This window comes from Pseudoalteromonas sp. PSi26, from assembly GCF_054960575.1.
In genome coordinates this window covers 251774-270795 of sequence record NZ_JBHNYT010000001.1, presented here as the reverse complement: position 1 = coordinate 270795, position 19022 = coordinate 251774, and the positions used below count along the sequence as shown (strand labels likewise).

Annotated in this window: 11 protein-coding genes; 10 read left to right on the top strand and 1 reads right to left on the bottom strand. The window is 41.1% G+C overall.

Going from position 1 to position 19022, the window contains the following annotated elements; genetic code table 11:
• Positions 1 to 19 precede the first annotated feature (19 nt).
• The 3 genes from ACFI34_RS01240 to ACFI34_RS01230 are packed head-to-tail and all read left to right on the top strand — an operon-like array spanning position 20 to position 3659.
• Positions 20 to 2218 carry a GumC family protein gene (locus tag ACFI34_RS01240; RefSeq protein WP_462672107.1) on the top strand — a complete coding sequence of 733 codons (2199 nt, stop codon included), beginning with the start codon at positions 20 to 22 and terminating at the stop codon, positions 2216 to 2218.
• A gap of 12 nt (positions 2219 to 2230) precedes the next feature.
• Positions 2231 to 2959 (top strand): tyrosine-protein phosphatase, encoded by a 729-nt coding sequence (locus ACFI34_RS01235; protein WP_462672106.1) that lies wholly within the window; start codon positions 2231 to 2233, stop codon positions 2957 to 2959.
• Positions 2952 to 3659, top strand: a complete 708-nt coding sequence (locus ACFI34_RS01230) for a VpsP family polysaccharide biosynthesis protein (protein WP_462672105.1) — start codon at positions 2952 to 2954, stop codon at positions 3657 to 3659. Before ACFI34_RS01235 ends, ACFI34_RS01230 begins: the two co-directional genes overlap by 8 nt.
• Before the next feature lie 2148 nt (positions 3660 to 5807).
• Here the strand turns inward: ACFI34_RS01230 and rsmF are convergent.
• Positions 5808 to 7247 (bottom strand): 16S rRNA (cytosine(1407)-C(5))-methyltransferase RsmF, encoded by a 1440-nt coding sequence (gene rsmF, locus ACFI34_RS01225; protein WP_462672104.1) that lies wholly within the window; start codon positions 7245 to 7247, stop codon positions 5808 to 5810.
• Between the two features lie 265 nt (positions 7248 to 7512).
• On the opposite strand from rsmF, the gene ACFI34_RS01220 reads away from it, so the two are divergent.
• The 7 genes from ACFI34_RS01220 to ACFI34_RS01190 all read left to right on the top strand — a co-directional run bounded on the left by ACFI34_RS01220 (position 7513) and on the right by ACFI34_RS01190 (position 19013).
• Entirely contained in the window at positions 7513 to 8199 is a 687-nt protein-coding gene (locus tag ACFI34_RS01220; RefSeq protein WP_462672103.1) for a GntR family transcriptional regulator, read from the top strand.
• A gap of 129 nt (positions 8200 to 8328) precedes the next feature.
• Positions 8329 to 9207, top strand: coding sequence for a methylisocitrate lyase (prpB, locus tag ACFI34_RS01215; RefSeq protein WP_058552061.1), 879 nt, complete (start codon positions 8329 to 8331; stop codon positions 9205 to 9207).
• A gap of 48 nt (positions 9208 to 9255) precedes the next feature.
• Positions 9256 to 10383 (top strand): bifunctional 2-methylcitrate synthase/citrate synthase, encoded by a 1128-nt coding sequence (prpC, locus tag ACFI34_RS01210; protein WP_462672102.1) that lies wholly within the window; start codon positions 9256 to 9258, stop codon positions 10381 to 10383.
• Positions 10384 to 10459: 76 nt separating this feature from the next.
• Positions 10460 to 13066 (top strand): Fe/S-dependent 2-methylisocitrate dehydratase AcnD, encoded by a 2607-nt coding sequence (gene acnD / locus ACFI34_RS01205; RefSeq protein WP_462672101.1) that lies wholly within the window; start codon positions 10460 to 10462, stop codon positions 13064 to 13066.
• A 15-nt stretch (positions 13067 to 13081) separates the two neighbouring features.
• Positions 13082 to 14248, top strand: a complete 1167-nt coding sequence (gene prpF, locus ACFI34_RS01200; RefSeq protein ID WP_462672100.1) for a 2-methylaconitate cis-trans isomerase PrpF — start codon at positions 13082 to 13084, stop codon at positions 14246 to 14248.
• A gap of 567 nt (positions 14249 to 14815) precedes the next feature.
• Positions 14816 to 17857: a hypothetical protein gene (locus ACFI34_RS01195; RefSeq protein WP_462672099.1), complete on the top strand. Its 3042-nt coding sequence runs from the start codon at positions 14816 to 14818 to the stop codon at positions 17855 to 17857.
• Positions 17858 to 17921: 64 nt separating this feature from the next.
• A complete protein-coding gene (locus ACFI34_RS01190) occupies positions 17922 to 19013 on the top strand; it encodes a hypothetical protein (RefSeq protein ID WP_462672098.1) in 1092 nt (363 codons plus the stop codon).
• The last annotated feature ends 9 nt before the right edge of the window (positions 19014 to 19022 follow it).

Genomic DNA, 19022 nt, shown 5'->3' with positions numbered 1-19022 from the left:
ATTGTTAGGGCAGTAATAAATGAACCAAATAAACGAAAACCCACAAAGCGAAGAAGTAATAGATTTAAGCGCTTATTTAACTGTTATTAAACGTAATAAATGGCGAATTTTAAGTTTTGCACTAGTTGTTACACTATTAATTACATTAATAACGTTAACGCTAATACCGCGTTATACTGCAACCGCTACATTGTTAATTGAGGCCGAACAAAGCAAAGCAGTAAGCTTTGACGAAGTTTACGGGCTCGACTCATCTAAAAAAGAATACTACCTCACCCAGTTTGAAGTTATTAAGTCTGACAGTATTGCCCGAGAGGTAATTACTAAGCTTGATTTAAAAGCCCATGCCGATTTTATCCCTAAGCCTTCGTTTATTGGTGAGGCCACTGGTTTTGTAAAAGGGTTATTTCCTTTTTTAAACAAAGCCGAACAGCTACAACTTACTGAGCAAGAGCAACAAGATTTAGAAATGCTTGGCTTGCTTGAGGCCTTTAAAGAAAGGCTTTCGGTTTCGCCAATTCGTAAAACGCAATTAGTTAAAGTTAGTTTTGAGTCGAGCGACCCAAAGCTTGCTGCTTTAGTGGCAAATACTGTTGGTGAGGTTTACATAGAAAGCCAAATGCGCGCCAAAATGGGCATTACTCAGCAAGCGTCTAGCTGGTTAAATACGCGTTTATTTCAGTTGCGTGTGCAACTTGACGACTCTGAAGAAAAACTACAAGCCTACCGTGAAGCGCAAAAACTAGTAGATATTGAAGGTATTGCAGGGCTTGTAACCCAAGAGCTAGAGCAAACGTCTGAACAATTAGTAACCGCCCGCACCGAAAAAAACAACCTACAAAGTATTAACCGTGTAATTAGCGAATACGGTAATAATAATTTAGAGCTATTAGGCAGCATGCCTGAAATTACATCGCACAAAGTGGTGCAAGATGTAAAACGTGAGGTTATTTTAGTTGAGCGTAAAGTAAGTGAGCTTAGCGAAGTTTACGGCCCTAAGCACCCTAAAATAATATCAGCTAAAGCTGAACTGGCTACCGTTAAAAGTAACTTAAATAAGCAAATTAAAGGCCTGATTACTGGTATTGAAAAAGAGCTTAACCGTATTACCCGCACCGTTAGCGCCCTTGAGGCCGATTTAATTAAAATACGTGCCGAATACCAAGAGATCACCCGTAAGGAAACCGCTTACAACCAGCTTAAACGCGAAGTAGAAACTAACCGTAATATATTTAATACATTTTTATCTCGCTCGCGCGAAACCGAAGTAACAAGCGACTTTAGCTCGGCTGCTGCACGTTTTACCGACCGCGCATATGCACCAAAAGACCCAAGTAAACCTAACAAAAAACTCATTGTGGTTTTAGCGTTTGTAGCAAGCTTTGGTTTTGCTGTTGTAATGAGTTTTGTTTTTGACGCACTTAACGACACGATTAAAAATAAAAACGACGTTGAAAACAAACTAGCGCAGCGCATGTTAGGTATACTGCCGTTTGTTAAAGTGCCTAAAAATAGCACCTTTGGTATACATGCCTATTTTGACGAACATTACAGGCGTTTTGCAGAGTCGGTACGTACGTTCCGCACCAGTTTGTTGTTAACCCAGCTAGACCGCGAGCACAAAGTAATTGCGGTTACCTCTAGCTCGCCGGGTGAGGGTAAAACAACTACCTCTACCAATTTAGCTATGTCGCTTGCGCAAATGGGTAAAGTATTACTTATTGACGCTGACTTACGTAAACCAAGTATTGCAAAACGCTTTGATATACCGGTATTTCACCCAGGGTTAAGTAACCTAATTGTGGGTACTGAGCAATTAAGTGAATGTACGCATATTGACGAGCAGTCGGGCGTGACTATTATGCCAAGTGGGCAAATACCGGGTAACCCGTTAGAGCTGCTTTCGAGCAATCGTTTTAATGAGTTATTGGTAAGCTTAAAAGACACTTACGACCATATAATTATAGATACGCCACCTACCCAAGCGGTGAGTGACGCATTGGTTATTGCGCAAAATGCTGACTCGGTTATTTATGTTGTTAAAGCCGATTTAACTCGCATTAAACCTATTAAAGCAGGTATTGAGCGTTTGTTTGAATCTAAAGCGCATATTGCTGGGGTTGTTGTTAACCAAGTAGATATAACTAAGTCGAAAGAAGAACATAATTATGGCTACTACGACTATTACGATTACACTCAAAAATCTGAACAGTCGTAAATAACGGTTATTATGATAGATATACATTCCCACATATTACCTGGGCTTGACGATGGCGCTAAAGACTTAACAGAGTCTTTAGCGCTTTTAACCATGGCGCAAGCCGATGGTATAACCCATATGGTAGCTACCCCGCACATTCATTTAGGCCGCTTTAATAACGCGGCTTCGCATATTTACGACGACCTAGCTAAATTAAAACACGCCGCGCAGGATGCAAATATTAATGTACAGCTTGCAGTAGCGGCAGAGGTTAGGCTTGATGTAGAGCTAATGACCTTGGTAATGAGCAAAAAGCTGCCGTTTATTGGCAATGTAAATGGCGCTAATTATGTGTTACTTGAGTTACCGCATTCCCATGTGCCGCAAGGGTTTGACAAGTTTATTAATTGGCTGGCTAAGCAAAACATTAAAACCATTATTCCGCACCCAGAGCGTAACCGCGATATTCAAGCTAAGCCGTTTTATATTGAGCGCTTAAAGCAATTGGGTTGTGAATTTCAGTTAACGGCATCTAGCATTGAAGGCGAGTGGGGCGAACACGCGCAAACCATTAGCGTTGATATGCTTAAAAATGGTTTAGTGACTTATGTTGCAAGCGATGCGCATTCGGTTAAGCGCAGGCCGCCTATTTTAAGTAAAGCAAAACGTATTGTTACCGAGTTAGTGGGGGCGGATAGCGCTCATGCATTGTTTGTAACTAACCCACTTAATTTAACGGCGTCGTTATTTAATGAGTAGTTCAAACAAGGTGTTTAAATACGTTAATGTGTTAGTGTTGACACTTATTACACTGGCTATTTGTTATACCAGTTTACAAAGTATGCGCGCTAATGCGTGGTACTTTAATGCAAAAAATACTCTGCAGGAAATTACGGGCAATAATATTGATTTACAGCAGCTTAACTTAGCAGACGACGCTATAAGTTTGGCAAGCTCGCTTGACCCAACCCATCCTCATTATTTGCAGTTAATGGCGCATGTAAAATTGCTTAAGTTAGCGGTTAGTACAAACCAGTCAGATGATATAGCTACAAGTTACCAACAAATAGAGCAATTATTATTAAGGTCGGTAGCCCTACGTGAAACCTGGTCCGAAACGTGGATTGCGTTGGCAAAGGTGGTGAGTTACCAAAATGGCCCTAACGATCGGGTGTACGATTATATTCAGCAAGCTAAGCTTGTTGGCCCGTATAAAATTGAGGTGCATTTAGGCGCTATAGAAATAGCGCTAATGAACTGGCAACAACTTCCTCCAAAATATAAAGCGTTGTATGTTAACGAGCTAAAACTAGCGGCTAAGCACGGCCATAAGTTTTCACGTGCGTTCGATATTGCTAAGCAGGTAGATGCTTTACCTATTTTATGTTTGTCGCTTAAATTTGGCGCTCATTTTGAGCCGGTCAGAAACAGTTGGATGTTTAAAAAACAGTGTAAATAGGTTTTTTAGGGAAAGATTTTAGATGTCAGTTATTAGATCTTAAACCCCACCACCGAGGCCTTTAGTAAGACTCAATGAAGTTTGCTTGCATTTACTTGTAAACATTGAGCTTGCTCACGTTAGAAGCGCAGCTTTTTTTAAAAGATCATTTGCACAAAGAGAACAAAATGAGGAGTAAATGAGAAGACAAAACCAATACTGTATTTTATAAGTTAATTGTTTTAATCACTTCTCTAAAGCGGAGCGTCTCTTAACCTCTTTGTGAAAAATTAACCAAATCTAATTGCACAAAGAGAAGTAAATGAGGAGTAAATGAGGAGACAATAAAATAGTAATTAGGTCTATTTACTTAATTACTAGATCACTTTTCTAAAGCGCAGCGTCTCTTAACCTCTTTGTGAAAAATTTACTAAATCTAATTGCACAAAGAGAAGCAAATGAGGAGTAAATGAGAAGACAAAACCAATACTGTATTTTATAAGTTAATTGTTTTAATCACTTCTCTAAAGCGCAGCGTCTCTTAACCTCTTTGTGAAAAATTAACAAAATCTAATTGCACAAAGAGAAGTAAATGAGGAGTAAATGAGAAGACAAAACCAATACTGTATTTTATAAGTTAATTGTTTTAATCATTTCTCTAAAGCGGAGCGTCTCTTAACCTCTTTGTGAAAAATTAACCAAATCTAATTGCACAAAGAGAAGTAAATGAGGAGTAAATGAGAAGACAAAACCAATACTGTATTTTATAAGTTAATTGTTTTAATCACTTCTCTAAAGCGCAGCGTCTCTTAACCTCTTTGTGAAAAATTAACTAAAACCAATTGCACAAAGAGAAGCGAATGAGTAGCAAATGAGAAGACAAAACCAATACTGTATTTTATAAGTTAATTGTTTTAATCACTTCTCTAAAGCGGAACGTCTCTTAACCTCTTTGTGAAAAATAACTAAAACCAATTGCACAAAGAGAAGTAAATGAGGAGACATTAAAACACTAATAATGGTTTCCTTACTTTATCCCTAGATCACTTCTCTAAAGCGCAGCGTCTCTTAACCTTTTTGTGAATATTTAACCAATTATTAATAACTTGCGTGAGCAAGCTTCTTGTTATTTATAAATAATATAACCACAGAGCACACCGAGTCGCTGGCGCTACACAGAGAAGACATAAGTAATGGTTAGTAACTTCTCCTTGTGTTCTCCTTTGCTTCTCGGTGGTGACAAAATCACTTAGCAATGTACGGTGTAAAGTTTGACTTTATTTTGTAGACGTAGAGCTTGCTCACGTTAGGAGCGTAGCTTCTTGTTATTTATAAATAATATGACCACAGAGAACACCGAGGCGCTGCGCGCTACACAGAGATAAACAAAGTTAAACCCAAATCATTTACCAGCCCTTATATTACTTCTCCTTCACTTCTCGGTGGTGACATAATCATTTTTTTAATCAATTAAATGTAAAAGCGTTGCTTTTATACGCCAGCAAGCTGCGCGTCTACGGTGTAAGGTTTGACTTTATTTTGTAGACGTAGAGCTTGCTCACGTTAGGAGCGTAGCTTTTTTTTAAAAGATCATTTGCACAAAGAGAACAAAATGAGGAGTAAATGAGAAGACATTAAAATACTAATAATGGTTTCCTTACTTTATCACTCGAACACTTCTCTAAAGCGCAGCGCCTCTTAACCTCTTTGTGAATATTTAACCAATTATTAATAACTTGCGTGAGCAAGCTTCTTTTTATTTATAAATAATATGACCACAGAGCACACCGAGTCGCTGGCGCTACACAGAGAAAATAGCAGTTTGTTTAGTCACTTCTCCTTGTCTTCTGCTTTACTTCTCGGTGGTGATTAAATTACTTGATTACTAATCAATCACAGAGCTACCCTTTGTGAATTTTTATTTCATTTCACTGGTGAATTAAAGTAGACAAAAAAATGCCCAGAGTGATTTAGGGAAACTCTGGGCTATAACGGGCTCTTTTGAGCCTTGCGCTAACTAAAAACTTTCTAATTCATAGGGAGAAGTTGAAAGTATTTTAAGTATAGCCAAAGCTCTTAAAATTACACATTTTTAGGTTGTTTTTTATACTGCAGTTAATACAAACACTTAACTATGTTGTACACATTTTATACGTAATTTACGTGTATTTACTCCCAGTTTATTAACTGGGTATTTTGCACAAGATCGCGCGGTAGTGAGTTTTTGATCTTATTTTTTTGCCATTTCCCCAGACCAATAGGGCAGCCACATAAAGTTAATACTACTTCGCCTAGCTCTTTTGTAGGCTCAGCTAGTCGTACATCTTTACCATTAAAGTAATCGTTTGCTTGTTCACTATTAAGCGCGTACGTATTGGTTTTACACGCATTGCCTAAAACTGTAGCAAATTCGTGAGTTAGCCTTACGCCGTTTTTATGAATAATGCCTATTTGAATGCCTAAGCGGGCGTATTTAATTTTGTTTTGAATTGCATCAAACCCCTGCGGGAATAACCACAGTTCTTTGTCGCGCTGCATTAATGTGCCGGGTAAATGTTTTAAACCAAAGTGTTTTTTAAGCTCGCTCATAAATGCCGTGGTTGGTTTTTTATCAAACTCAACAAACGGAAACGCGCCTTTTTTAACTGTTTGGTTAGGGTTGTTACAACTTGCATGCTTTTTAAACTTAGCAATAAAAAAGCCTTCGCTGTCGTAGGTTTGCGGCCATACATGCAAATAGCCCTCGGTCGTTGTTGCTTTGTCGGCCCCCGGAAATAAATCGCTAAGCGACTCGGGCGCTATATACTCGCCAAATTCTTCAAGTAAAAATTCACATACTTGTTGGTTTTCGAGCGGGGTGAGTGTACAGGTAGAATACACGAGCGTGCCGCCGGGTTTTAACGCGTAAAATGCGCTTTTTATTAAGTCTTTTTGTACTTGGGCTATTTGAATGTTTGATTCTATTGACCAATTTTTTAATGCGTCTGCGTCTTTACGCACGGTGCCTTCGCCAGAGCAGGGAGCGTCTAGCAATATGCTATCGAAACATTCAAACATGTAGTTACCAAATATAACGCCATCAAAGTGTGAAAGCGCACAGTTACCCACGCCCATGCGTTTTAAGGTGGCACTGAGTACTTTTAAACGCGACGACGAAAGCTCATTAGCTACCAACACACCTTGGTTGTTCATTAGTGCTGCTAGTTGCGATGTTTTAGACCCCGGCGCCGACGCCATATCAAGCACGGTGTTGCTTGTTTGTATACTTTGTTTGAGCGCTATTGGCGGTAGCATTGAGCTTGCCTCTTGCACGTACATTGCGCCGCTTAGGTGTAAATCGGTATTACCCAGGGCTAGATTTTGCTCTTCATTACTTGGGCGCTCTAGCCAAAAGCCTTCGCTACACCAAGGAATTGGCGTAAGTTGCCAATTTTTTTGTTCTGCTTTGTTAATAAAGTCTTCAACGGTAATTTTTAATGTATTAACGCGGATAGATTTTCTGAGCGGGCGACGACACGCATTTATAAAGTCATCTAACTTTAAATGATTTGGCAGGTAGGTTTTTACGTCGTCTATAAAGTGCTCAGGAATAAAAGTATTGGCGTTCACGCGCTAGCTCGTACATTAAAAATAAAGCGCGATTTTAGCATTTAAATAACTAAATTTCAGTGATAAAAACGCGCCACTTAATTAAATTTCGCTGTCGACACTTTGTGGTTTTTAGGTATTTATACACTATTATGCTCATACTTTAGACTAATAGTGTCGACAATAAGGCTGTTTTTTAGCCTGTATATTGGGTTTTAGGGTTGACATGTTTTTTTAATGCGCCCATTATGGCGATACAAATTGTCGACAATCTAAAAAATAACTTATGACAGACTCATTTTTAAACGAAGCGCCCGTTACCACCGCATCCGATCAGGTATTTGTAAATATGCGCCGTGAGATTGTTGAAGGCACTATTGCCCAAGGTAGTAAAATTTCGGAGCCAGAGCTTGCAAAGCGTTACGGTGTAAGCCGCGCAACATTGCGTGAGGCGCTAAACCGCCTAGAAAGCTGTTATTTAGTTGAGCGTAAAGCCAATGTAGGTTGCCGTGTTGTCGCCCTTACCGCTGAGCGTTTAATTGAGGTTTACCAAGTGCGTAGCTCGCTTGAGGGCTTGGCGTGCCGCTTAGCTGCCGACAATATGGAGCCTGATGAAATTAAAGGCTTAAAGCAATTGCTTAATCAACATTTACAAACGCAACGCGTTAAAGAAGGCGAGTCGTACTACCAAGAAGCGGGCGATTTAGATTTTCATTATCGCATTATTAAAGGTAGTAAAAACGCGCATTTGATTCATTTGCTTTGTAACGACCTGTATCAATTAATACGCATGTACCGCGTGCAAATGGGTATGGTGGGGCCGCGTGTATCAAAAGCGTTTGACGAACACCTAGCTATTATTAACGCGATTGAAAACCACGACGGCGAGCTGGCCGAAATGCTAATGAAGCGCCATATAAGTGCGTCGCAAGCGAATATTCAAACCAAATTTGATTTATACCAATCTGAATAACTGTTTACTCATACAGATTGGTAAAAGCCGCTAAAAGCTAAATGTTAAGCAAAATAGTTAAAGCGTCATATACAAAGATTAAAAATATAAGTTACTCCATGTAGCCACCGTTCAAAGAGAGGAAATGACATGTCAGCAGGATATAAATTTAAACAAGCTATTGCTAATAATCGCCCATTACAAGTAGTGGGCACTATTAATGCCTACACAGCCATGATGGCTGAAAAAATGGGCCACCAAGCAATTTACCTTTCGGGTGCGGGTGTTGCTAATGCCTCTTACGGTATGCCTGATTTAGGCATGACCAGCCTAGACAACGTACTTGAAGATATTCGCCGTATTACGGGCGCCAGCGATTTACCTTTACTTGTTGATGCTGATACAGGCTGGGGCGGGGCGTTTAATATTGCACGTACCGTTAAAGAAATGACTAAAGCGGGTGCGGCGGGTTTTCATATAGAAGACCAAGTGGCGCAAAAACGTTGTGGCCATCGCCCTAACAAAGAAATTGTTAGCCAAGGCGAAATGGTTGACCGTATTAAAGCGGCGGTAGATGCAAAAACCGATAGCGATTTTTACATTATGGCGCGTACCGATGCGTTTCAAAAAGAAGGCTTAAATGCGGCTATTGACCGCGCAGCAGCCTGTGTTGAGGCCGGCGCTGATGCTATTTTTGCTGAAGCCGTGCACGACCTTGCCGATTACCAAGCATTTGCCAATGCGTTAAACGTGCCTATTTTGGCTAACATTACTGAGTTTGGCCAAACGCCAATTTACACCAAAGAGCAATTAAGTGATGTAGGTGTTGAAATGGTGCTTTACCCATTGAGTGCGTTTAGAGCAATGAACAAAGCGGCTCTTAACGTGTATTCGGCTATTTTAAATGAAGGCTCACAACAAAGCGAAATTGAAAACATGCAAACCCGCGCTGAGCTTTACGACTTTTTAGATTACCACACGTACGAAAACACACTCGATAACCTTTTTTCATCAAAATCTGACAAATAATAACTATTAAATTAGATAACACACACAAATTTAAGATAGGAGAAGATCATGGTAGATAAAGCATTAGGCGGCGCAGGTTTACGCGGACAAGTAGCAGGTCAAACAGCATTATGTACAGTGGGCCAAAGTGGATCGGGCTTAACGTATTGTGGTTACGATATTAGCGAACTGGCTGAAAAAGCGCAGTTTGAAGAAGTGTCGTTTTTACTTTCACGCGGCGAGTTACCAACAACTAGCGAGTTGGCTGAGTACAAAGCAAAATTAAAAAGCTTACGTGGCTTGCCAGATGCACTTAAAACCGTGCTTGAAAATATTCCTAAAGACGCGCACCCAATGGATGTAATGCGCACGGGGTGCTCTATGTTGGGTAACCTTGAAATGGAACTTGATTTTAGCCAAGCAAACGATGCGATTGACCGCATGGTTGCCGTGTTCCCAAGTATTATTTGTTACTGGTACCGTTTTTCACACGATGGCGTTCGTATTGAAACACAAACAGACGATGATTCAGTAGGTGCACACTTTTTAACGTTATTACACGACAAAGCGCCTAGCGAGTTGTTTGCACAGGTAATGAATGTGTCGCTTATTTTATACGCAGAGCACGAGTTTAATGCCTCTACGTTTACAGGGCGTGTGTGTGCCTCTACTTTGTCTGATATTCATTCGTGTGTAACGGGTGCTATTGGTACGTTACGCGGGCCTTTACATGGTGGTGCAAACGAAGCTGCAATGGATATGATTGAAGGCTTTACTAGTGCAGACCATGCCGAGCAAGAAATAATGGGTATGCTTGAGCGTAAAGATAAAATTATGGGCTTTGGCCATGCTATTTACCGTGAGTCAGACCCACGTAATGTAATTATTAAAAAGTGGTCTGAAAAATTAGCGGCAGAGGTGGGCGATGATGTGCTTTACCCGGTGTCTGTTCGTTGTGAAGAAGTTATGTGGCGCGAGAAAAAGTTATTTTGTAATGCGGATTTTTTCCATGCATCGGCTTATCACTTTATGGATATTCCCACTAAGTTGTTTACGCCAATATTTGTAATGAGCCGCGTTACAGGGTGGACAGCTCACGTAAAAGAACAACGTGCTAATAACCGTATTATTCGCCCAAGTGCAGATTACACTGGGCCAGATGCACGCAGCTATACGCCAATTGAATCAAGAGGCTAATTAGTTAGCATTTAAGGTGAGCCTAGCTCACCTTTTTGCCTTTTTATTTCCCGTCACTTATTAGCGAATTTTTATTATGACCATAATTAACAATACTCAGTACCGCAAACCGCTTGCGGGCTCAAATGTAGATTACTACGATACTCAAGCCGCAGTTGATGCTATTAAACCAGGCGCTTATGCCACACTTCCTTACAGCTCGCGAGTATTTGCCGAAAACTTAGTGCGCCGCTGCGACCCTGCTATGCTAACCGATGCACTTAGCCAAATAATTGAGCGTAAACAAGATTTAGATTTTCCGTGGTATCCGGCACGTGTGGTATGCCACGATATTTTAGGCCAAACAGCCCTTGTTGATTTAGCAGGCTTGCGCGATGCAATTGCGGCTAAAGGTGGCGATCCGTCTAAAGTTAATCCTGTGGTACCAACGCAGTTAATTGTTGACCATTCGTTGGCGGTTGAACATGCGGGTTTTGATCCTGAGGCATTTGAAAAAAACCGTGCCATTGAAGACCGCCGCAACGATGACCGTTTTCATTTTATAAACTGGACTAAAACCGCGTTTAAAAATATTGATGTGATCCCGCCTGGTAACGGCATTATGCATCAAATTAACCTTGAAAAAATGTCGCCTGTTATTCAAAACCGAGATGGCATTGCATTCCCCGATACGCTTGTAGGCACCGACAGCCACACCCCGCATGTTGATGCATTAGGTGTTATTGCTGTGGGTGTAGGCGGGCTTGAAGCTGAAAGCGTTATGCTTGGCCGCGCATCTTACATTCGTTTACCCGATATTGTAGGCGTAGAGCTTACGGGTACTCGCCAGCCGGGTATTACCGCTACCGATATTGTGTTGGCGATTACTGAGTTTTTACGCGAGCAGCGTGTTGTATCGACCTATTTAGAATTTTACGGCGAAGGCGCTGATGCGCTAACGCTTGGTGACAGAGCAACCATTTCAAACATGACGCCAGAATTTGGTGCGACTGCGGCTATGTTTTATATCGACGATAAAACAATAGACTATTTACGTTTAACTGGGCGCGATGAAGAGCAAATAGCCCTTGTAGAAAACTACGCTAAAACGGCTGGCCTTTGGAGCGATAGCTTAAAAACGGCAAAATACGAGCGTGTTTTGACTTTTGATTTATCGAGCGTTGGCCGCAATATTGCGGGGCCTTCTAACCCACATCGTCGTGTTTCAACTAGCGATTTAGCGAAAGAAGGTATTTCGGGTATTGTTGAAAACGAAGACGGTTTAATGCCAGACGGCGCGTGTATTATTGCGGCAATTACCAGCTGTACCAATACCAGTAACCCACGTAATGTGATTGCGGCAGGTTTGTTAGCACGCAATGCCAATGCAAAAGGCTTAATGCGCAAACCGTGGGTTAAAACGTCGTTAGCGCCGGGCTCTAAAGCTGTGCAATCGTACCTTGAAGACGCAAACCTATTGTCAGAGCTTGAACAACTTGGCTTTGGTATTGTTGGCTTTGCGTGTACGACTTGTAATGGTATGAGTGGGGCACTTGACCCTGTTATTCAGAAAGAAGTGATAGATCGCGATTTATACACAACGGCTGTGCTTTCGGGTAACCGTAACTTTGACGGGCGTATTCATCCGTATGCAAAACAAGCCTTTTTAGCATCACCGCCTTTGGTTGTTGCTTATGCTATTGCGGGCACGATCCGTTTTGATATTGAAAAAGATATTTTAGGGCAAGATCAACACGGTAATGATGTAACCCTTAAAGATTTATGGCCGTCCGATGAAGAAATAGATGCGGTTATTCAGCAAAGCGTTAAGCCTGAGCAATTTAAAAAAGTGTACGAGCCTATGTTTGACTTAACCGTAGATTACGGTGAAGACAACGATCCACTTTATGATTGGCGAGCGCAAAGTACCTATATTCGCCGCCCGCCTTATTGGGAAGGGGCACTTGCCGGTGAGCGCACCATGAGTGGTATGCGTGCATTAGCGGTATTGGGTGACAATATTACGACCGATCATTTATCGCCTTCTAACGCAATTATGGCAAGCAGTGCTGCGGGCGAGTACCTCACTAAAATGAATGTGCCAGAGGAAGATTTTAACTCTTATGCAACGCACCGCGGCGATCATTTAACTGCGCAGCGTGCCACGTTTGCAAACCCTAAATTACTTAACGAAATGGTACTTGATGAAAACGGTGACGTTAAGCAGGGGTCTTACGCGCGTATAGAGCCTGAGGGTGAAAACACGCGCATGTGGGAAGCAATCGAAACTTACATGCAACGTAAACAACCGCTTATTATTGTGGCCGGTGCTGACTACGGGCAAGGATCGTCACGCGATTGGGCGGCAAAAGGGGTTAGGCTTGCAGGTGTTGAAGTTATAGCCGCTGAAGGCTTTGAGCGAATTCATCGTACTAATTTAATTGGCATGGGCGTTTTACCGCTTGAGTTTGCACCAGGCACTACACGTAAAACACTAAACCTTGATGGTAGTGAAAGTTACGATGTAAAAGGCGTACCGGCACCGGGCGCAACATTGGAGCTTGTGATCACCCGCAAAAATGGCGAGGTAGTTACTACAGCAATGAAATGCCGATTAGATACGCAAGAAGAGCTTTCTATTTATGCTGCTGGTGGTGTATTGCAGCGTTTTGCTCAAGACTTTTTAGAAGCGACAAACGCCTAATAAGGATTTTTTAAAATGTTTAAACCACAAATAAAAGTGCCCGCGACCTACATGCGCGGCGGCACGAGTAAAGGTGTGTTTTTTAATTTAACCGATTTGCCAAAGCCTGCCCAAGTGGCAGGTGAGGCGCGCGATAATTTGTTGCTTCGTGTTATTGGCAGCCCCGATCCTTATGGTAAACAAACCGACGGCATGGGCGGTGCAACATCAAGCACCAGCAAAACGGTTATTTTAAGTAAAAGTGAGCAAGCTAATCACGATGTAGATTACTTGTTTGGGCAAGTTGCTATTGATAAAGCGTTTGTTGATTGGAGCGGTAACTGCGGTAATTTAACCTCTGCCGTGGGTGCGTTTGCTATTAGTAATGGCTTAGTTGATAAAAACCGAGTGCCCGATAATGGTATTGCTATTGTACGTGTTTGGCAGGCTAACATTAAAAAAAGCATTTTAGTGCATGTACCAATGACTAATGGCGAAGTACAAGAAACCGGTGACTTTGAGCTTGACGGCGTGACGTTCCCAGCGGCTGAGGTAAAGCTTGAGTTTGTAGACCCTGCTGATGGGGATGGGGCTTTATTTCCAACAGGTAATGTTGTTGACGACTTAGAGGTGCCAGATGTTGGCACACTAAAGGCGACGATGATTAATGCGGGTATTCCAACTATTTTTATTAATGCTGAAGCTATTGGTTATACCGGCACTGAGCTGCAAGACGACATTAATAACGATGACGCTGCGCTTAAAAAGCTTGAAACAATACGTGCTTATGGCGCTGTTAAAATGGGCTTAATTACTAATGTAAATGAAGCACAAGCACGCCAACATACACCTAAAGTCGCGTTTGTTGCTAAGCCTGTGGCTTATAATTCATCTAGCGGTAAACACATAGATGCGGGCAGTATTAATTTATTAGTACGTGCTATGTCGATGGGTAAGTTACACCATGCCATGATGGGAACAGCCGCAGTTGCTATTGGCACTGCAGCGGCTATAGAAGGTACGTTAGTTAATTTAGCTGCAGGTGGCGGCGCTTTGAGTGAGGTGAACTTTGGTCATCCATCGGGCACGTTAAAAGTAGGCGCTGAGGCTAAAAATAGTAATGGCGACTGGCAAGTTACCAAAGCGAGTATGAGTCGAAGCGCCAGAGTATTGATGGAAGGGCTTGTAAGGGTTCCCTTTTAATCATTTTTTGCTGCATTATTAACTTTTAAGGATCAACAGACCCTTATAGTCAGTTAGGGTTAATTTAACAGTATTAATAATGCAGTAACAATTAAGCAGGATTTTAAAATAAATAATAAACAAGGGATTGGCTTGCCTAATTCTAAAGTTTTATTTTTGATAGAAACTAAATTCTTTAGGGTTAATTTACCTCCATTCTACATTTATTTTTAATGTTCTGTCGCAAATACTTGAAGAAAAAATTTAACAAACTAAATTTAATGTAATAATCAATCAACAAACACGATATATTATAAATCAACATGTTGGTTTTTTGTGGCTCTAACTTAGGTTATTGAATTTAATTAAGGCCTATAAAAATTAAAACATGGCGTTAAACTAAAATTACATCATTTTTTTTGTATAAATATGTAGCAACAACTCATAGCTTAATGGTACTTTTAAAGTTCTATTAACAAAGGTTAGATTATTGTGCTTGTTTACATTTTTTGTAAACAGCGAATAAACTTACCCAAGTTTAACCAAACTTTTTCAGATACTTATTTCATGGCTATCAAGGAGAAATAAATGGCGAAGCGTATGATCAAATTTACACCAATAGCGGCATCAGTTGCACTTACACTCGGCTTAACTGCGTGTGGTACTGATAATGACAGAAATGTTTATGTTCCACCTGTTGAGTCTTTTGATTCATCAGATAGCGTCCAGTTTAACGTTGAAGTAACAGGTAAAGCAGTTAAAGGTGCAATGATGAACGCGGTGGTTAGCGTTTCAACATTGGATTCAACAGGCCAAATGGTAGCAGTACCATTTCGTTTAGCGGCATCTGCGGAAGCTGAAACTTTCTCTGCTGAAGGTTTATCTCAAGAAGCTGCTGATGAAGCAGTAGCGGCAAGTATTTTAGCAGCAAACCCAGACGCTGTTTTAACAGATGAAAGCGGTCGTTACAGTGTATTCCTAGAAGACGACTTTACAGGTCCAGTATACATTACTGTTAAAACATCAGCTGAAGGCGACGACAGCTACCTACGTTGTGATGCATACCTAGGTTGTGGTACTTACGACGAAGCACCAGCAGAAGATGATGTTAACGATGGCGATTTAGCAATTGAGTTTGGCGAATGGTACAAAACAGACTTAGAGCTTTCTGTTGTTAAATTTATTCCAGCGGTAGAAGCAGATGCATCTGGCGCAAGTGGTGCTTTAGGCGATGCAAACGTAGCGCGTTCACTAAGAGCAAACGCGACTTTCTTAACAACGCTTGTTTCACAACTTTTAATTGATGCGGGTGAGGGTGTTGATGCTGCTGGTATTGCTAATTCTAGCGTAGATGTGCTTGTTCAAGTTTTAGGCCCAGATACAGCACTTTTACTAGCTTCTTTACTAGGTGATGTTTCTAACGGCGGTGCAGTCGATTTAACTGACGTTGACGGCGAAGAAATGCTAGACGATGGTAAATTATCGTTAGCTCAACTTGCTTCGTCTATTCAAGGCCTTGCGGATATTAACGGCAACATGACAAAACTTATTGCTGGTATTAAAGCAGGTAAAGTAACAGGTAGTGACGATGCAGACATCGCTGCACTAGCTACTGCACTGCAACAAGCTGCTACAAATACGGCTAATATTTTCTTTGCAATTGCTACTGGTGAAGAAAGCGATATTGAAGCTGCGCTTGCTGCTGCATTTGCTGTAAACAACCCAGATGCAACTGACGCTGAAAAGGCGGCATTTGCTGCACAATCAACAGGTATTGCTAAAAAAGCAAAAGCGGCTAAAAATAAAGCTGTTAAAAATGGCGCAGCAAGTGATGCTGGTTTAGCTAAGGCTGCTGAAAAATCTAAAAAAGCGCTTGAGAAAATTGGTTGTACTGACGATTGTACAGTAGGCGATGGTTTTTACATGCAACTTGCAGCTAAAACAACTGCTGCGGTAACGGTTGCAGAAGCTGAGCTAGTATCAATTCAGGCTTCAGTTACTGCTGCGCAAGATGATTTAGTTGCAGTACAAGCACTAGGTGGTGACACTGTAGTTGACGCAGACACAGCAGTAGCATTTTCAAATGCGGTTGAGTTACTTGTAAATGAAGCTGCAGTTGCTGATTTAGCCGGTGAGTCGAATGCATTGTTTGTACAGTCTCAAGGTTTAGTGTCTGTTGCTACTTTACTTGTGGCTAATAGTTCTGATTACCAACAAATTTTAGATGATGCAGACGCGCTAGTAGCCGGTTCTTCAGCTGAAATTGAAAAAGTTGCAGCGTTTAACACAGAACTTGCATTACTTGTTACTGAAGCTGAAGCGGCGCTTGCTGAGTTTGATGCAGCAGTTGCAGCAGCAGCTGCCCTTGCTACAGAAACTAACGAACTAGCGCTAGCAGCTGAAACGGCTGCAATGACTGCTGAAACAGCGTCTACAACAGCACTATCTGCTGCTGAAGATGCAATGGTAGACAACGCTGAAAATGCAGCTGAAGCGCTAGCACTTGCAGACGCTGCAATTCTTGCGGCTTCTGACTTTGCTGCAAGTGTTGACGCATTAGAAGTTGCTATTGCACAAGCACTAGCTGCAGCAGAAGCTTACTTAGCTTTAGATGCTGACAGTACAGATGCGCAAGATTTAATTGACGCTGCAGAGGCAATGGCTGTTACGGCTGCTGCTAAAGCTGAACTTGCATCAGAGCAGTTTGCTACAGCTTACGCTTTACAATTAACAGCGCAAGATGCAATTGCTAAGTTTGAAGTACTTGTATCTGTTAAAGCAACATCAGAGTCACTAAGCACAATGACTGTACTTACAAGCACTGGTGGTGAAGCAGTTCTTGATGCAGCTGATGTATTAGCTGACGTAATTAACGAACTTGCTGATATGGGGAACGTGGGTGAAGGTACATCTACTCGTCAACCTAACTGGACTTATGCTTACAGCTTAGACGATTTAATACTGATACTTAACAATGAAACCACAGGTGAAATGATTAACGCATTTGCATCTTACCAAGGTGACCAGTTAGTTGTTGCTTGGGGCGCTACGCTAGTTGGCGGTGATGCTACGGTTGAGCTAATGACCGCAGATTCGCAAGCAAACGCACTTACAGATTGTGTTGACTTTGCAGCGGGCACTATTGACGAGACTCAAATTGATTCTTGTTTAATATTTACATTTGACGGCGAAGTAGATGCTGACACAGTAGATGATGCTGAAATCGTTAATACTGAAGCTTGGAACCACGTTACAATTATGGACGGTGATTCTGGGTTTACTGGTATGTTAAATGTAACTGCTGATGACGTGACTGACATGGGTACTGTTACTCTTGAAGGTATGTCGGGCGACCTAGACTTTAAAGTTATGGGTACTGTTGACGCAAGCGGCGATGAAGATCAAAGCATGTTAGATGTAATGGTTAAAGGTGACGCAGCAATGGGTTACACATTATCTCTTATGGGTGCTGAGTCTACAGGTTACACTGGCGACGTTAAAGCTATGTACGAAGGCATGATGATGTCGTTTGGTACTGCTACTAAAGTTACTAATGGGCTTTCAATCACTTACATTGATGGTGTAACGATGGATTACATTGATGTTGATTTAATTGACTCAAGCAAGTAATTTTTAAACTATTAAAGGGAAAAGCATTGCGCTTTTCCCTTTTTTTATTGAAAGCGATTAAATTATGAAAAAAAAAATTCTTTTGCTAGGATTTTCATCAGCTCTACTTTCTCCACTTGCATCCGCCAATAATCAGTTTCAAGTTTTTACTCATTTTGACGCAGAAATCTATACCGAAGCGCAACCAGTTCAGGCATTTGTTGATGACTTTGATGCGCCGCTGACATCGGGTGACAGTGCATTTACGTACAATATTTTTGAAGTAGGTGTCGGATACGGTAACTTTAAAGTTGGACTGCAAAGTCGCTTTGACTACGTATTAAACTTTGACCCTGATACGGCAAAATACACACACACCGAAAAAAATGATCTTGCTTTTGAAGATAGATATTACACTTACTATTTAGACGCCAAACAGGCAACGTCTAATGGTGTTTTTGTGTCTTACGATTTTAAATTTTTAGACAAAAACGCATTAACCATTACCCCAAAACTGTCTGTATTTGCGAGTACGCATTTTCAAGACGGAATTGTTGATGGGCGCATTTATAGCGATGAAGTAGAAGGCGATATTTCCGTAGATTATAACTATTCAAAAGATATTTTATTTAAAAAGTTTACTCCCTCTGAAAACCCAGAAGGGCTAGGTTACAGCCTAGATATTTTTGCTGATTGGCAAGTAAATGACGAGTTACATGTAGGTTTTAGCGTTAAAGACTTAATTTACAAAACAGATTACGAAGACAGTGGTTTTGTTAACGGCCAAACCACTGAGATCCCCTTTAGCCAAAACGACAATGGCGACATAATAACTCAGCCAACGGTATCATTAAAAACGTCGTCATTTGGTAATACGCAATCTCACGATTTTGACATGAAAATGCGCATGCAAGCGTTTGCTGATTACAGAATTAATGATCGATTTTCGACTCAATTAACTCTTAAACGCTATGATCAAGATACATTTAGCCAGTTAAAAGGGCGAGTTCACTTTTGGGACCATTGGAAAGTACAGGCTGGCTACGAAACTAAAAGCAAGGCTTACTTAGTGGGGATTGAAAGCAAGTATTTTGGTCTTAATTTGCAAACCGATAGTTTAGATTTGGATAAAGCATATTATGCAAATATAAATTGGTACATGAACATTAAGTTTTAAGGAATGAAG

Coding starts and splice junctions, on each gene's coding strand:
- ACFI34_RS01240 (WP_462672107.1), top strand. CDS start 20: ATGAACCAAATAAACGAAAACCCACAAAGCGAAGAAGTAATAGATTTA.
- ACFI34_RS01220 (WP_462672103.1), top strand. CDS start 7,513: ATGACAGACTCATTTTTAAACGAAGCGCCCGTTACCACCGCATCCGAT.
- prpC (WP_462672102.1), top strand. CDS start 9,256: ATGGTAGATAAAGCATTAGGCGGCGCAGGTTTACGCGGACAAGTAGCA.
- ACFI34_RS01195 (WP_462672099.1), top strand. CDS start 14,816: ATGGCGAAGCGTATGATCAAATTTACACCAATAGCGGCATCAGTTGCA.
- ACFI34_RS01190 (WP_462672098.1), top strand. CDS start 17,922: ATGAAAAAAAAAATTCTTTTGCTAGGATTTTCATCAGCTCTACTTTCT.
- prpF (WP_462672100.1), top strand. CDS start 13,082: ATGTTTAAACCACAAATAAAAGTGCCCGCGACCTACATGCGCGGCGGC.
- prpB (WP_058552061.1), top strand. CDS start 8,329: ATGTCAGCAGGATATAAATTTAAACAAGCTATTGCTAATAATCGCCCA.
- ACFI34_RS01230 (WP_462672105.1), top strand. CDS start 2,952: ATGAGTAGTTCAAACAAGGTGTTTAAATACGTTAATGTGTTAGTGTTG.
- acnD (WP_462672101.1), top strand. CDS start 10,460: ATGACCATAATTAACAATACTCAGTACCGCAAACCGCTTGCGGGCTCA.
- ACFI34_RS01235 (WP_462672106.1), top strand. CDS start 2,231: ATGATAGATATACATTCCCACATATTACCTGGGCTTGACGATGGCGCT.